This is a genomic window from Enterococcus durans NBRC 100479 = LMG 10746, assembly GCF_001544215.1.
Classification (GTDB): domain Bacteria; phylum Bacillota; class Bacilli; order Lactobacillales; family Enterococcaceae; genus Enterococcus_B; species Enterococcus_B durans.
Map to the genome: position 1 here is coordinate 42,443 of NZ_BCQB01000013.1, position 16,498 is coordinate 58,940.

Below are 16,498 nucleotides of genomic sequence, written 5' to 3' on the forward strand. Positions count from 1 at the left end.
CGAAAGGCAGGTTTTTCGGAAATTTAAAAAAAACGAGCAATACAAAAAATGTATTGTTCGTTTTTTTTTCTCTGATTTCTCATAAACGATTTTTGTCTCGACCTCATTTTTTTATGAATGTATCCGACTTCTAATAAACATGATGAATAAAATCAGCCAACCAATGAAGGTCAACCCGATGATGAAATAAAAGAAGAGCGGCAAGTCATAATACAAGGTGATCTCATTGATACCATTATGCTGTTTGACGATTGGCGTACCGATGTCTGTCAATTCATAATCTGTCAAAGGTTTGCCGTTTTGCAACAATACTGTACGGTCGTAAACAATGACTGGTAAATGGACTGTTTTCTGACCGTTATTTTTCCACTTGATCGTTAAACGTCCGTCAGGGTGTGTTTTGATGAAGGTTGTTTCACCTTCTAGTATTTCTTCATTGTAACGATCGTATTTATTGGCTGTGGTGTCTTTATAAATCGGTAAATAATCAGGTGTTGTCTTTTGGAAGACGAATAAGCTCGTTGACATGTCTTGGCTGTAAAATGTTTTTCTGGCTTGTTCTGGTGTATCGAATAAATAAGTGTGGCGGCTGACAAACGTCTCAGATTCCCATCTGTCTAAATGTTTGTATAAGTTTTGAAGCGTTTGGGCTGAAGCAACCAGTAAAAACAATACGCTAAGTGTCCGATACCACGTTTTCTTTTCCCATTGATTCAGTGCAAGTGCCAAAAAGAGTAAGAAGAGTAACGTAAATGGCACAAAAAAGCGAAATGGAAATTGGATTAAGCTGATAAAAGGCACCTGTTTTTCTACTAAAGTGGTCCAAGGAATCAGACTCGTTGATAGTAAGAAAAAGACGATACTTGAACGAAGTAGTAACTTAGTGAAAGGATCATATCTACGTCGAAACAGTAAGAATAATAAGAAACCAATAAATAGAATCAATGAGAAGATTTTGGGATAGGTCAACCAGTAGCTTCCATCCAAGTTGATTGCTTTTTGACTCATCTCACGATTCACGAAAGGCGGCAGTATTTTGTTGCCACTATAGACTAGGGCTAAACCACCCCAAATATTCGCAGTCAACACGAAATAGAGCAAGACTGATTTTCCTAATTGCAACAAAGCTTTTCCTTTTTCATTCTGATCAAAGAAATAGTAAAGATAAAAAGGAACATACATCAGTGCCAGCATCACAGAAGACAATAAATGGATCTGAGTCATCAATGCAATCGAGGCAGTGACCTTAAGAACGGGAAAGCGTCGGTGGACAACAAAATCCACCATTGGAATCATACATAAGGGATAAAAACAAGTACCCCAACTAGTAAAGCCTTGATTGACAGCCCAATATTGGATCGAATAAGTTGTCATGAACAAAACAGAAATAGGCACACTTACCCAGTTTTTGACGTGAACATATTTTAGTAAAGTCAGCATCGACCACCCAGAAATCAGGAAAAGAATAAAATTAGATAAAATTTGGTAATGGAACCAACTACCTGAGAGTAAGACGATCAATCCTTGGAAATAAGCAAATAATGGACCATAGACAGCATTTACGATCCGTCCACTTTGTTGAAATCCATACATAGAAGGGAAATAATGGAAATCCCAATTGGCGAACTGTTCGGCTGCATCGTAGAACCGATTGTAGTGAAATGGGGCATCCGCTCCAATAACTAACTTATGTGTAAGGATATTTGGCAGAATAAATAAAATTGCGAAAAGCAAAATTGTCAAATACGGAACATATTTTTTCAATTTTTCATACTCCTTTTTATAGATTAGTTAGCTTCATCATAAAGCTTACGGAAAATTGAGGCAAGAAATTAGAAAATATATGAAAAAGCTTATGAATGTTACAAGAAATTATCAAGTGATTTTACACAGAGAAGAAGTGTTTTTTTATCAATAAAAAATAAGAATCGGCTTTTCGTTTTCATTTATCCATTAGACATTTATAATAAAAGAAAAAGGGGGATGAAGGTGAGTCTGAGTTGAAGAAAAAAAGATTAGTCTTTCAGGTGTTCTTGCTAATATGTATGTTGATAGGTTTGTTGATCACCCTCTATCCATTCTATAGCGACTCGTTGAACGGTTTTATCGATCAAAAACGAATTGAGCAAGCACAACAAATATCTATAAAGAAAAAAGAAAAATTAAAAGTACAGATGCAAGAAGAAAATCAACAAAAGGTAGAAGCTGGTCTGGCTCCCGGAGTTGATCCCTTTGACAATCAACTGACCGATACACATTCATCTGCCCAGCTTATCGGAGCAGTCAATATTCCAAAAATCAACGTGAATGTTGCATTATATGATACCTTGAACCAGCGAGTTCTTGAAAAGGGAGCAGGTGTATTACAGGGCACTTCTTTTCCATTGGGAGGTGTGCCATCCCATTCTGTGATTTCTGCTCACAGTGGTCTCTCAACGAGGCGACTATTCACTGATTTAGGAAAGTTAAAAAAAGAAGATCTTTTTATTTTAACTGTGTTGGGAGAAAAGTTAGCATATAAAGTTAGCACTATCCAAGTAGTAGAACCTGATGATACATCTGGGATCAAACTGGAAAATGGGAAGGATATCGTCACGCTGTTGACTTGTACACCGTACATGATCAATTCGCATCGTTTATTAGTCACTGGTGAACGAGTTCCTTATAATGAAGAAGTCCAAGCAATAGAAAATGATGGAGCGAGAAAAAGTCAACTGATCCATCTATTGATTCTTTTAGGAGTTGCCTTACTTGTTGGAATGATCATTTATAGTATTTTTCGTACAGTGTATCGTTTCCTGTTGAAGAAACGGCTATTTGATTTTACATTCATCTTCACGGATAAGAAAGGGACCCCGATAGGCAATCAACGTTTTTGCGTGAAAAAGAAAAAAGCAGTCCTCCAACACGGCGTTCCTTTGGAAGGGGTTACGAATGAAGAAGGCCAGCTTACTTTTACGCAGCTTAAGGGGGATTCTTACTGGCTAGTTCCTATGGAGAAACCAAACCAACGAGTGAAATTTGGAGTCACACGCTTGAACCAGCAACAGATGCTATTTATAAAACGACACAAAAGAATAAGGACTTTGGATAATGAAGCGAATCGTTATCAGATCAAAGAATAAACGAGTAATCTTAAACTTTTACTGACTTGATTGTTGGGATCCTGACAAAAATATCAGAAGAGTAAAAAGAGGTTGCTTCTGCTCCCACCGTTTATTCGTTTTTAAAGAATGAGACAAAAGTGTTTCTTACTTTTGTCCCAAGCCCTTTTTCGAGTAGTGAGATCAAAGTGATTTTTACTTTTGATCCAACCACACTACATAATCGCTTATTTTACACGTTTGTAATTTTCGTCAAAGTATCTGCCTTCACGGATATCTGCAGGCATACCTTCATAAGGTTCTTCGCTGATGACATCTTCATTATCTACGCCAGCATCGCCCATGTAAGTGATCGTGGCAAATTCTGGTACCAATAATTTTGGATAAGTTTCATATTTTTCACGAGCAGCTTCCATTTCAGCGATGTGTTCATTTTGGAAAGTTACAGTGATTTCTGGATGTTCTTCGACCCATTTAGGGAAGAAGATCGTGCCGTGTAATTTCTTTTCATTTGGCATAAAGTCTAATGCAACATCTGTACCTGTTGGTTCAGTCCAAGTAATTTTAAATACCCCATCAGTTAATTTTACGATGTCAGCTTCTTGATCTTTGACCCAGCGTCCTTTAACCATCCCACCATGGATACGGTAATCGACAGTATGGTCATTTTTTGCATACCATTCATATTCCCAACCGTTGTCATATGTGTAGATAAAATGTGTACCGATAAAATCTTCTAATTCTTTAAACTCTTTAAATTCTTTCATGCCTAAGCATCTCCTTTTAATTTAAAACATGTAATAAACTACATGTTTTTGATTACTCATTTATGATAGAATGAATTGAATGATTTGTCAAGGAGGAAGACTGATGGCGAGGAAAAACACATTGCGCTATATTTTATTAGGGTTGCTGAGCAAGAAAAGCATGTCAGGATATGAACTGAATCAATCATTTAAAAATGAAATCGGTGAGTTTTGGCAAGCAAAACATAGTCAGATTTATCCAGAACTGGCAAAAATGGAAGAACGGGGAATCATCGAACATGAAGTTGAAATAACTGGTATGAAATTGGAAAAAAAGATTTATCGATTAACAGAAGAAGGAAAAATATTATTAAACGAATGGATCCATACTCCTACGAATGAATTACCAGTCAATCGGGATGAATTTGTGTTAAAGCTGTACTTTGTTAAAGACGTCAATGATCCGGCACTGAGAGAGATCATTGAACAGCAAAGAGATCTCCATGAAGAAAAGCGTGTCCACCTATTAGCAAGAAAAGCAGTGATATTCCCTACAGAAAAGGAAAAACATGAGAACTACGGGCATTATCTGATTCTTTCACATGCAATCAATCGTGAAACAGAATATACCAATTGGTTGACCAGTGTATTAGAAGAAAAATGAAAAAAATGTAGCTGATGAGAAAGCCACATCCAACAACTGGAGGAAGGCTAGGCCATCAACTACATTTTTTTTGACTTCTATGAATAAAGGTCAGTTATCAATTGTTTTACATCTGTTTTTTCACCCACAGGCAAAACTTTATACGTTAGTTCATCTGTTTCTTCATCATGAATGATATAGATCTGTGCATCTTCTTTTTTGAAATCTCCAATCAAGAGGACGGTATAACGTTCATCAATCAACTCGATTTCCTTGATTGCTTTTGAGAAAACCTTTCTGACGTGATGCATTTTCTTTTGACGGATCGTTGCTTTTTCCGCGGCTTTCATCAAAGTATAGCCTTCATCTAAATAAAGTTTGATCATTTCAACTTTTACGACTGTTGGAAAACGATATTTTCGAGGACAATTGCTATCTGCTGCGATGGAGTCTATCAATCCTTTTTGTTCCCAATAACGTAATTGTCGAGGAGAAACCCCGACGAGTTCACTTAATTCACTAATTCCGACTAGTAATTGATCATTTTCTAACAATCGTTTGAGAGAAGCACCAACCATTTTAGTCACTCCTTTTGTCCTTCCTGTTTCCTCCATTATACTTTCATTAACTTATGTGTCAAGTAGGTTGACAAACACAAAAAATAGGACTAAAGTATTCTAGTGGTTTCAGAAAAAATTCAGAAAGAAGGAGAAATATGAGTAAAAATCAACCCGTAGATATTTACGGCAAACCATATAATCGGACACTTTTAGTTGTTGTCTTATTAATTGGTACGTTTTGTACGGTTTTGAATCAGACATTATTAACAACAGCTTTCCCTACATTGATGAAAGCTTTCGATATTTCTGCTTCAAGCGTACAATGGCTTACAACCGGATTCCTATTAGTTAACGGAATCATGATTCCAATCACAGCTTGGTTGATCAATAAGTTTAGTTCAAGAAACTTATATCTTTCAGCTATGTCCATTTTCTTGATTGGAACAATTACTTGTTTTGTTGCACCAAACTTCAGTACATTATTGATTGGACGTTTGATCCAAGCATGTGGTGTAGGGATCTCAATGCCTTTATTACAAAACATTATGTTATCCATCTTCCCACCAGAAAAAAGAGGGTCAGCAATGGGGATGTCTGGGATCGTTATTGGACTAGCGCCTGCCTTAGGCCCAACTTTATCAGGTTACATCATTGATAATTATCATTGGCGTGATCTTTTTGGTATGGTTTTACCAATCGTCGTTTTAGTTTTAGTGTTGGCATTCTTCTTAATGAGAAGCGTGATTCCTCTATCTAATCCAAGTATCGATATTTTATCAGCTATTCTTTCAACTATTGGATTCGGTAGCTTACTTTACGGATTCTCAAGTGTTGGTGACGCTGGTTGGGGCAGTGCCAAAGTAATTGGTTTCTTGATCGTAGGTGTCGTATTTATTGCATTATTCGCATGGCGCCAACTTCATTTGGAAAATCCATTCTTGGAACTACGCGTATTCAAATCGTCTACCTTTACAATTGCGGCTGTATTGGCTGGAGTAACAAACATGGCCATGGTGGGTGCTGAAATGGTTGTACCTCTATATATCCAAAATATCCGTGGTGAATCAGCATTCCATTCTGGTTTGATGCTATTGCCAGGTGCTTTGATCATGGGGGCAATGATGCCGATCACTGGAGCCATTTTTGATAAATATGGAGCAAAACGTTTAGCGATTATCGGGATGTTCATCTTAACCGCTGCGACAGCGCCGTTTGCATTCCTAACAAAAACAACACCAGTCTTATATATCGTCGTTCTTTATGCGATCCGCATGTTCGGTATCTCAATGGTTATGATGCCAGTTACTACATCTGGTATGAATGCTTTACCAAATAAATTGATCAGTCATGGTACGGCAGTAAACAATACGTTCCGCCAAATTGCCAGCTCGATCGGTACAGCTATTTTGATCAGCGTATTGACGAATGTGACAAAAGACAACCTTCCAGGTAAATCAGTATTGAACAGCACACCTTTAGCTTATAAAGATCAAGCAATCAATGCGACATTATCTGGTTACCATGCAGCCTTCATTGTAGCAATCGTCTTTGGAATCATCGGCTTCTTGATTGCCTTTGCATTGAAGAGAAAAGAACCTGTTCAAACGAAAGCGGGAGATAAAGCATGATAATCGCAGTATTGATCATTAGTTTAATCGCCTTTGCAGCTACAAATGTATTTGCAAAAAAATCATGGCAAACATTCCTATCGTTGGTTTTTGGTTTGATTTTTGTTGCTTCATTGGGTTTGATCGTTGCTAACCTTTCGAACCACTTCGGAATGGAAAGAGTAACAGAAACAAAAACAACGAAAATCGTTTCTAGTGCAAAATCTGACAACGCTAATATGCTTTTATATAAAGCATTAGGGGATGGAACAGAAAAGGTTTATCTTTACCGCACCGATGAAGATCAAAAGGAACCAAAAGCGACTGGTACCGATAATGAAACAAATAAAGTAGAACAAACAAGTGGTGAAGCAGAGAAAGTATCGAAAACCACTTATTGGGAATACAAAAATGACATGTACAAATTCTGGTTCAATCTAGCAGATAACAATCATGAGTACGACAAACGTGTCAATACATTCAAGATTCCAGCCGACTGGATCGAATTAAGTACAGATCAAGCAGCAAAATTAGCTGAACTAGTGAAACAACAACAAAGCACAATGGCAAATGATGCTAAAGCTTATGTGCAAGAAGGCATTGTTAAAGCGATGACTGAAAATCCAACGATGAGTCAAGAAGAACAAGCAAAATTAACAAAAGACTTAGCCGCAGATTATCAAAAACAAGCTTTAGCGAAATTAGTAAAAGAAGCTAAAGGAGAGTAATCTCTTAACAAAAGGTACAATTCAAAAAGAGGGACTACTTCAAAGTTTCAACAAAAAAGCCGGATCATTTCAAAGATAACGAAAGTTATTATGAATGGTTCGGCTTTTTTGTTACATACTTCAAAGATCCGTCCTTTAGCGTTGGGAGCGATAATCTATCTCTTTTTTGGTATACTAAAATAAAAAAAGTAGGAGAAAGCAATGGGAAAAACATATTCTTTTGAATCACTTATTTATTCTTCTGAAGTTGGTAAGGGAGGCGCATACGTTGTTTTTCCTTATGATATCAGAAAAGAATTTGGCGCAGGACGAGTCAAAGTCCAAGCAATGTTTGATGGAGTTTCATATGAAGGTAGTATTGTGAATATGGGTGTGAAAAGGGAAGATGGCAGTATTTGCTATATCTTAGGCATTCGAAAAGACATTCGCAAGAAAATCGGAAAAGACATCGGTGATCGTGTAAATGTAACAATAGAGCTGAGAGAATAAAACTGTAAACTAAAAAACAGATTGGTAAGCAACTGAACAGTCAGTATTTCTGTTTTGGTCTGCTAGTGCCAATCTATTTTTAGTTAGGATGGTTTTTCTCCATTGGTATAATAAAGAGGTTTTTCGTTGTCGAAATGGTGGTTCTGCATCCAAGCTAACATTTGCTGTCCCAAACTTTCTGCCATGGAAAAAGAGGCATGGATCTGTGCATTCGTAATGTGGTCGACATGGACACCTGAAGTGATAACGCAATTCCCTGGTAGTTCATCTTTAATGATAGCAAGGAGTGATTGTGCTAAGACATCATCTTTATGGAAGCGACCATCATTACTAGGGAAACGAATCGTTTGCGCTTTTGTCTCTTTAGAAACAGTGGTGACTGTCCCGATATGCGCTACATTGCCACCAGTAATCGTTATCAGTAAATCTTTGCCGATAACTTGTACATTTGCTTGCATCGTAAAAGCTTCTTGTGTGACTAAAAATCGTTTGATTTTCTCCATCTTACTCACCTTGCCAACGTCTTGAGGTGTCATTCTCGATACCAAATTGATCTAGTAATTTCATTGTATGATGATCCACAAGGTCTTGGATCGTTTCAGGATGATTATAAAAAGCAGGGATTGGTGGAATGATTTGCACGCCAAGACGTGCTAATTTTGTTAGATTTTCTAGGTGAATCGCATTCAACGGCGTTTCTCGAGGAACGAGGACTAATTTTCTTTGTTCTTTCAATGTCACATCGGCTGCGCGAGCAATCAGATTCTCTCCTAAACCAATAGAGATACCTGCAATTGTTTTCATGCTCGCAGGAACGATGACCATGCCGTCTGTTAAAAAAGAACCACTTGCTACAGCTGCTCCTAAGTCTTTGTTCGAATAATGATAATCAAATAGGTCTTCAAATTCATGAAGCGTCATATCTGATTCCAATTTTAAATTTTCTTTTGCCCAAGTGCTGATAATACCATGTGTTTCGACTAATGGATTTTCTTTTAATTTTTTTACAAAATTGATTGCATAAATGATACCAGAGGCGCCACTTACACCAACTACGATTTTTTTTTTTTCATTTGGATCGTTCCCTTCTGTTTTTTAGTATTAAAGGAAAATACCAATCGGCTCTCTCATCAAACAAGATCAATGAGAAAGAACCAATCGGTAAGGACTCTTAAATGACGCATCATCAGACTTAGTTTAAATAGTCTTTCCAGTTATCTACTTCTTTGAATTGCGCACGAATAAAATGCTCTTTCATGTCGAATGGCACGGTGCCATCGAAGATTGTTTTTGCGCTCATCCCGCGGAAGCGTATAACGCCAGGATTGTATTGTGGTAACTCTGAAGGGTCGCGTGGATGATTTCTCATGCCAGGAATCACGATGATATCTTTGTCTCCTTGGAAACGAGTGTTGAATGTCCACATAACGTCGTTCATATCAAAGATATCAACATCTTCATCAACTAAAATAACTGTTTTTAATTCTTTGAAGGCGGACAATGCAAGGATTGCTGCTTGGCGTTGGATTCCTTCGTCAGCTTCATTTTCTTTGCGGATTTGCATGATTGTCATCAATTTGCCGCCTCCAGCTGGTGGATTGTAAACATTGACGACTTTGCCAGGAATTGCTTTATCCACAAGTGCTAGAATACTTGCTTCAGTAGGGATGCCAGCCATAGAAACATGTTCTTCGCTTGGACCAATCGTTGTTTGCATGATTGGATTATCTTTGCGGTGAGTAATGGCTTTTACTTTAACGACATTCACAGCCGGATTTGCATCACCTGTATAACCAGGAAACTCGGGCATTGCTTTTCCTGAGTTCGTGTTGATATCTTCTTGCATTGTTTGGTTAGGCATGATTTCTGCTTCAATAATGAATTCTGCGCGGGCAATTCCGACTTCGTTTACTGCAACACCGTCAACGAGTTGAATGGGTTCATTACGTAAAGCACCTGCACACCATAGTTCATTGTAGCCAAGAGGAGTGGTAGGTGGTTCAAAAGTTGTTCCGATGGCAATTGCTGGATCTAATCCAATATTGATCGTAATAGGCATTGGCTGATTCAATGCTTCGAATTGTTTTTGGAAATGACCGATGTGACGTCCGCCAGGCATGATGTACATGCCAATTGTATCTTTATCTTCCAAAACCATGCGATGGATAGTTACGTCACTCATTGTTTTTTCAGGATCAGAACCTAAAACAACGCCCATTGTGATATATGGACCAGCATCTTCGGGTGTATTTTTTGGAGCAGGTAAAATGTTGCGGATATCAAAATCTGCGTCTGTTGCAAGGTGGACAACTTCTTGTGCAGGGGCATCCGCTTTGTCTACTTTCACAGGTTTAAGGGGATGCTCAACGGCATCTTTTAAGAAGCGTCCCAATGCACGATAATCATGGTGTAAGATTTGACCAACACGTTTGCGGCTAGCCATTGTTCCGATGTTTACTCGTTTTCCAGGAAAGCCTTTGATGTTGTTGAAGGTCATTGCAGGTCCTTCTTGTGTGGGACGTTTGACCGTACCGCCAGCACCAATATAGCGATATACACCAGATAAATCTGCTTCTGGATCAATTTCAAGATCCGTTTCATGGTATTGTCCAGGAAGAGTTTTTAGTTCTTCGATGACTTTTCTTAAGTCATAGGGTTGTTCTGTCATTTGTATTTCCTCCTTTTTTTCTTTCCTTCTTTATAGTACGAGCCTTAGGGCAGTGAAACAATTCAAGTTATGAAGATTTCTATTCCATAGTGGAATGGATACGTATTTTTATCATTCGATAGTCTGTGATATAATCAAAAGAAAACGATTACAAAAGAGTGGAGAGGAAATGACGAAACAATTTCCAAAAGCAGTACGTGCTGAAAATCTAGCGAATGTTTTAAAAGTTGAATTTGAGGATGGCTCAACGAAATTCATACGTACGCATTGGGTCGGAGATATGACAGATTCCTTACAATTCGGAAAACGTGGTAAAGGGAAACGAAAACTTCTGTTAACAGTTAATCGAAATATGTGGATCGGTTCGAATATCACTATTGAAGATGATGGAACAGTGGTTCTAAATGGAAAGGATCGCTATACACCAGAAGAATTATGGTGTGACGGAAGCAGCTCAATGGCAGAGTTATAGTGAACGAGTTAGAAAGTCGGGAGGTGAAAGAAGTACGTAACGTTTTTGAGAAGTAATAGTTTAACAAAAGAATAGAAGCACAAGTTGTAAGAAGAAACTAAAAATAATGGAACTATTAGATAAACATGAGAATTCAAAAATATAGAGTAAAATACTGAGATAGTAATAAAAAAAGAATAAATGGTATACATTTATAAATATATTCTTACTGAAACAAGTTAAAAAAATATATATTAGTTTGGTTCCTTTTTTTAGTATTATCAATTAAAATTATCATATCAAGTTTTTGAAAGGAGTTTATTTATAAGGATAGGTATACCAATCCGTGTTTTGATATGGAAGAATCTAGAGCATTGTTTTTCTAGGAAATGGAAAACTATAAAAATGTCTCTAAATATGAATAGTTATTATTGATGATGATTTTAAGAATGACACGCTTAAAGTAATGTAAAAGCCTTAGCTACTTTCATTATATCTTGTTTTAAAGAAATTAGATGCTTCTTTGACACTTATTAATGTCTATCATTCGCTACAAATATATTATTTGTCGATGTAATTACTACATTTAGAATTTATCAGTAATTACATTGGTCTTTTTTTAAACAAAGAAAAAAGACTGATTTACTTTTGCAAAAAATTCAAAGGAGTATGGTGATATGCAGTTAAATAAAAATATTTTTTTTCGATTCTTTTCATGTCTAGTTCTTCTATTTATACTGTGGACAATTGCAGCAAGTATTTTTTCTCCCAGAATAGGAATGATTTTTTCCTTATTTAGAAATAATTACTCTTATAAAGTGATTTTAACAGTAAATATTATTTGTGTTATTTTTTCTTTATTGATATATTTTTTGATTATTCAATGGTTGAAAAAAAAGAAGTTTCCAGTTCTAAAAAATAAATTTACTTATGTATTTTTAACTATCGAACTAGTTCTTTATTTTGTCATGTTATTATTATTTGTAAAATATATAGGTTTTAATCAACCTGTGGATGATACACGAATTGTATTGAATTATTTACAGCAACTGAAAGACGGTGCGAAGTGGGGTTATGATTATATGTACTCGAACCCACAAAATTTACTCTTGATGTATATCTTTATGGGTGTACAAGCGCTTTTTGGCCAAAGTTACTATGCGTTAATCGTGGTATTTTCTATTATCCATATATTAACGATAACTTTTGTTTTTCTAGCACTAAAAAATATAAAAATAAGTAATTTTATTTCATTGTTTGTTGTTCAGTTGCTTATCTTTGCGTTACAAATTACTTTACATGTTCCAGTTGCTTATACAGATATTTTGGCACTCTTTTTTGTTTCATTAACATTTTATTTTATGACAAGGTATATCCAAAGTTACAAAGACAAAAAAAATTGGACTTTAAATCTTATCTGTGCGCTCTTATTTTGTACTGTAGGCTTTATTAGTAAGGGCACGGTTTTAATACTAGTAATCGCAATTGCATTATTTTTAGCAATTATCAATAGAAAACAGTGGAAATTACTTGGATTATTACCGTTCTTATTTTTATTTGTTGGAAACTTTGGATGGAAACAATTTATAAACAGTCAACATTTGTATCCAGATTCAAATTATGGACAGCCCAACACGCACTATTTAATGATGGGTATTAATAATGCACCTATTCCTGAAGGGTTAACAACGTATGAAAAATCTACATGGGTCGTAGGTGCATATTCAACTGCTGAACAGCAATTTACTTGGCACCTGTTTTTAGAAAATAAAGAACCAAAATCACAAGTACAACAAGAACATTTAAAAATCATTAAGGAACGTTATGCAAATTTAAGTATAAAAGAGTTACTAAAGGCAATGAATAATAAGGTATCAGTTACTTGGGGATCAGGAGATTTAAAATCTTCTTTTGAAGTCTACTTAGGTACTGGGAAATCTAAAAAGGCAGCAAATTTATTTTCAAGTAAGGTTACGGGATTGATCTTGTACTCTTGGATGATGACGATTCAATATTTATTGTATATTGGTGTGCTCTTGGCCTGTATTTATTTGTTCAATTCTAAAAGTAAAATAGCTTTATTATGTATGATTTATATTACCGGTTATTTTACATTCTTGCTATTTTGGGAGGCTAGTCCTAGATATGCAATGGGAATTTTTGTTCCAGCAATTTTATTGATTGGTGTATTACTAGAAAGATTTTCAGTTAAGGACAAGCAAGTGTAATTCTACTTAATAAATAATGTAAAGTTTAAAAATAATTCTACAGGAAATGTGCGCTTAGCTATTTTTGAGCTAGGGATTGTTTGAACGTTTTTAAAGAGTTAGGGATATAAATCATGACGAAATATCTAGATGCTAGTCGACTTGATTGGCATTTAGATTATTTTTTTGTACCAAAATAAGAGTATATTTGCTAGACCTCTAAATAGAGAAATACTTCCAGATTGGTAATTCCTTATTGATTCAATGAAGTGATTATCTCTGTGTACAATTTTTCAACATGCAGCATACCGTACTCTTTTTTGGGAATGATTATGATAGGTCTTGTAGGAAATTTTTGTTAGATCTCAGCTTTTGCATATCCAAAAGTAGGAGTCAATAAAAGAGTTAATAGACTCTCCCTTTTTTTCTTTCTATCATAAATTAGTCCAAAAGGATAAACGGTTTTTCAAAGACTGATCTTTATCTAAGTGTATGTTGATCTAAAAATACATGTGTCGCTTTACGATAGTTGAAGGTTGTTGGTCAATTTTAGAGATGAAAGTATTTTTTGTAATCCAGAATCACTTGATCAATTCGCTGAGTACATTTTTTGAAACATTTGCTGTTACATGATACCCTTCAATTAGGGTGTTAGAAAAGAGGGAAATGAATGAGAGTCGTGATCGTTGGTGGTTCCTTCGCAGGAATCCACACTGCAATGGCACTGCGCAAGCATTGTCCGGATAGTGAAATCATATTGATTGAAAAACAGGCGAAGATAGGTTTTATCCCCAGTGGAATCAACTTGCTTTTGAAAAAAGAAATCACTGAGGAAAAGCAGCTTTACTGGATGACAAAAGAAAAAATGGAAGCGTTCTACAATGTGGATGTGCGAATCAATACAGAAGTGGCTTCGTTAGGGACAACGACGAACACGCTTATTTTGCAAAACGGTGGCCAGTTGACTTTTGATCACTTAGTCATCGCTACAGGGTCGAACCAACAATTCAAAACGATCAGTACAGAAAGTGAATTGATCCGTTCGGTGAGAGATGCTCATTTAAAGGAACCTTTAGAAGAAAAAATCGCACAAGCACAAAAGGTAGCTATTGTTGGTGCCGGTCAGGTGGGTATTGAACTGGCGGAAGGATTGGTGGGTCAAAATAAGCAGATCCACTTATATGAAAGCCGAAAAAATTTGTTGTTCCGCTATTTTGATCCTGAAATGGTTGCCCCGTTACGTGAAGAACTGGAAAAAAGAAAGATTCCTGTCTTCTTGAACGAGCAGGTCCAATCGTTGGTGGAATCTGAGTCAGTGACAGTCACTACGGATCAGCGAAAAGAACGGTATGATCTGGTTTTATTGGCAAACCACACAAGACCAGATAACCGACTTTGGCAAGAAAAATTGAAACTAAATGATGACGGAACGATCTGGGTGGATGATTACTTACAAACTTCGGCAAAAAACATTTACGCAATTGGTGACACGATCCAGGTGAATTTTCGTCCGACAGAAGAAAAAATGTACGTGTCACTGGTAAATAATGCGATACGCACGGCACATGTCGTTAGTCGAACGATCAGTGGTAAACCAACGAAAGATCCGGGAACCTATCGTCCAGTGGGCAATCATTGGTTTGGCTATTTTCTAGGAAGCGTAGGGATAACAGAAGAAGAAAGCATTTTTTATCCCCAACAAATCACAAAAGAGTATCTAACAACTCAGGTTTCTGCTACGGATCATCAGCCAGTAAAGATCAAGATCATCCAAAATGAACAGCAACAGTTAGTTGGTGCGCAGCTTCAAAGCAAAGGCAATATTTTCCATCTGTTGGATCAATTTACGCTAGCAATCGAAGAAAGCTGGACATTGGAACAACTTGAGGAACACGAATTATTCTTCCAACCGGAATATCGGATGCCGATCCCTTTTACAAAGGTGGTTGAAGACACCCATGAAGATTGAACAATTATTGGAAAAAAAAGAACAGTTACAAGTCTTGTTGTTGCGAGAACTTGTGTTGCAAGGTGGCAAGGCCTCTAGCAGTGAACTAAGGGAGAAAGTGAATCTTTCTAAATCAGCCTTTGACCAGTATCTGGAAGATATTGAATGGATCGGCTCGATGATGCGCAAAAAAGTAGAAGTCAAAAGAACAGAGTTTCAAGTTATCCTTGAGTTAGGTGATGACACGAGTTTAGAACAGATATGTCTATTCTTGCTTCAACAAAGTTTGAAATTCAATTTGCTCACATATCTTTTAGAACATCAACAAGCGTCGATCGTTCGTTTAGCTACTGCATTCAATATCAGCGAATCTTCTGTTTTTCGCAAAATCAAAGAATTGAATCATTTATTGAAAGAATTTTCTCTTCAAATCAAAAATGGACAAATCTATGGGGAAGAACTACAAGTTCGGTACTTTTATTATGTCCTCTTTCAATTCATCCCAGAATCTCAACGACCTCTTTTCTTACAGAATACACCGGAAAAACGACCATTGATCCTAGGGTTGGAACGTTCGGTAGAAACAACTTTTTCAGCGGATGCATCAATAAAAATTGCTTGTTGGTTAGGAATCACGAGGAAACGACTAATGAGTGAAAAAACGACTTTCAAAACGTTGAAAACAAGAAAAACACTTTATGAGAATGATCGGTTGTACCAAGTGATCGATCCAGTCCTTTCGCTTTATCTAAGTCGAACTGCGGCTGACTTGAGTAATTATGAAACACTCATGTTCTACAGTTTTTTTGTGTCATTTGCAGTATTGGATGAGGAACACTTTTATCAGTATGATTTGACGCGCAGCAAAAAACTGCCGACTGCTGTCTTGGATACATATATCCGAGAAACAATGTTGTGGCATTATCGGCCCAGACGTCTAAAAATAAAGGAAGAAAAGGCTGTGGGTTATCAACTGTCACAAATCAATAATGAACTGTATTTTTTTGATGGGCATATGCTGATCTACGATCAAGAACATCTATTGGAACAACAAAAAAAGATGTTGGGACATTCCCTCAGTCAGTTACTAGAACGGCTAAAAGAAACAACCATTGAACAATTTTCTTCTAAAAAATTTGACGAGACACAATTAGAATATTTGATGATCCAATATGCGAATGTTTTGATGATGATCGATTTTTACATTGCCAAGTCTGTCAAAATCGGGATCGATATCGACACATTGCCGATTTATCGAATTGCGTTCCAACAATTTTTACTTAGAGAACTTAAAGGGATCAGTGGAATCGATATTGAAAATGTGCGTGCAGACAAATCCTATGATCT

At 36.5% G+C, this 16,498-nt stretch carries 14 protein-coding genes and 1 pseudogene; 9 read left to right on the plus strand and 6 right to left on the minus strand.

The annotated features are described in order from the left end of the window. Window positions 1-111 precede the first annotated feature (111 nt). On the minus strand, window positions 112-1,764 hold the full coding sequence (locus ED2_RS05485; protein WP_005875447.1) for a putative glycosyltransferase family protein: 1,653 nt from the start codon (window positions 1,762-1,764) through the stop codon (window positions 112-114). Window positions 1,765-2,000: 236 nt separating this feature from the next. Between ED2_RS05485 and ED2_RS05490 the strand changes: the two genes are divergently transcribed. Continuing rightward, window positions 2,001-3,125: a class C sortase gene (locus ED2_RS05490; RefSeq protein ID WP_016177276.1), complete on the plus strand. Its 1,125-nt coding sequence runs from the start codon at window positions 2,001-2,003 to the stop codon at window positions 3,123-3,125. 206 nt (window positions 3,126-3,331) lie between these two features. On the opposite strand, the gene ED2_RS05495 is transcribed toward ED2_RS05490, so the two are convergent. Next, a complete protein-coding gene (locus tag ED2_RS05495; RefSeq protein ID WP_005875449.1) occupies window positions 3,332-3,871 on the minus strand; it encodes a phenolic acid decarboxylase in 540 nt (179 codons plus the stop codon). A gap of 103 nt (window positions 3,872-3,974) precedes the next feature. On the opposite strand from ED2_RS05495, the gene ED2_RS05500 reads away from it, so the two are divergent. Next, entirely contained in the window at window positions 3,975-4,514 is a 540-nt protein-coding gene (locus ED2_RS05500) for a PadR family transcriptional regulator (protein WP_005875450.1), read from the plus strand. 77 nt (window positions 4,515-4,591) lie between these two features. Here ED2_RS05500 and ED2_RS05505 read toward each other — a convergent pair whose 3' ends face one another. Then, a complete protein-coding gene (locus tag ED2_RS05505; RefSeq protein ID WP_016177277.1) occupies window positions 4,592-5,071 on the minus strand; it encodes a MerR family transcriptional regulator in 480 nt (159 codons plus the stop codon). A 137-nt stretch (window positions 5,072-5,208) separates the two neighbouring features. Between ED2_RS05505 and ED2_RS05510 the strand changes: the two genes are divergently transcribed. From ED2_RS05510 to ED2_RS05520, 3 genes are all read left to right on the plus strand, one after another. Then, complete coding sequence (locus tag ED2_RS05510; protein ID WP_005875452.1) at window positions 5,209-6,681, plus strand: MDR family MFS transporter; 1,473 nt, start codon at window positions 5,209-5,211, stop codon at window positions 6,679-6,681. Beyond that, on the plus strand, window positions 6,678-7,388 hold the full coding sequence (locus tag ED2_RS05515) for a DUF4811 domain-containing protein (protein WP_005875454.1): 711 nt from the start codon (window positions 6,678-6,680) through the stop codon (window positions 7,386-7,388). Before ED2_RS05510 ends, ED2_RS05515 begins: the two co-directional genes overlap by 4 nt. Before the next feature lie 201 nt (window positions 7,389-7,589). Beyond that, window positions 7,590-7,877: a DUF1905 domain-containing protein gene (locus tag ED2_RS05520; RefSeq protein ID WP_016177278.1), complete on the plus strand. Its 288-nt coding sequence runs from the start codon at window positions 7,590-7,592 to the stop codon at window positions 7,875-7,877. A gap of 83 nt (window positions 7,878-7,960) precedes the next feature. Here the strand turns inward: ED2_RS05520 and lpdD are convergent, their stop codons facing one another. From lpdD to ED2_RS05535, 3 genes and pseudogenes are all read right to left on the minus strand, one after another. Continuing rightward, window positions 7,961-8,380: a prenylated flavin chaperone LpdD gene (gene lpdD / locus ED2_RS05525; RefSeq protein WP_016177279.1), complete on the minus strand. Its 420-nt coding sequence runs from the start codon at window positions 8,378-8,380 to the stop codon at window positions 7,961-7,963. Between the two features lies 1 nt (window position 8,381). Next, window positions 8,382-8,948: pseudogene (locus ED2_RS05530) on the minus strand (UbiX family flavin prenyltransferase); the annotation flags it as partial. Between the two features lie 121 nt (window positions 8,949-9,069). Further along, on the minus strand, window positions 9,070-10,545 hold the full coding sequence (locus ED2_RS05535; RefSeq protein ID WP_016177281.1) for a UbiD family decarboxylase: 1,476 nt from the start codon (window positions 10,543-10,545) through the stop codon (window positions 9,070-9,072). 169 nt (window positions 10,546-10,714) lie between these two features. Between ED2_RS05535 and ED2_RS05540 the strand changes: the two genes are divergently transcribed. The 4 genes from ED2_RS05540 to ED2_RS05555 all read left to right on the plus strand — a co-directional run. Next, complete coding sequence (locus ED2_RS05540; RefSeq protein WP_005875462.1) at window positions 10,715-11,017, plus strand: hypothetical protein; 303 nt, start codon at window positions 10,715-10,717, stop codon at window positions 11,015-11,017. A 656-nt stretch (window positions 11,018-11,673) separates the two neighbouring features. After that, a complete protein-coding gene (locus ED2_RS05545) occupies window positions 11,674-13,224 on the plus strand; it encodes an ArnT family glycosyltransferase (protein ID WP_016177282.1) in 1,551 nt (516 codons plus the stop codon). 649 nt (window positions 13,225-13,873) lie between these two features. Continuing rightward, the gene (locus tag ED2_RS05550) at window positions 13,874-15,172 is read left to right on the plus strand and encodes an NAD(P)/FAD-dependent oxidoreductase (RefSeq protein WP_005875465.1); all 1,299 of its coding nucleotides are present in this window, start codon (window positions 13,874-13,876) and stop codon (window positions 15,170-15,172) included. Further along, window positions 15,162-16,498: AcpB/EbpR/MafR family transcriptional regulator (locus ED2_RS05555; RefSeq protein WP_060789704.1), on the plus strand; the 1,337-nt coding region annotated here is incomplete at its 3' end. The genes ED2_RS05550 and ED2_RS05555, both read left to right, overlap by 11 nt.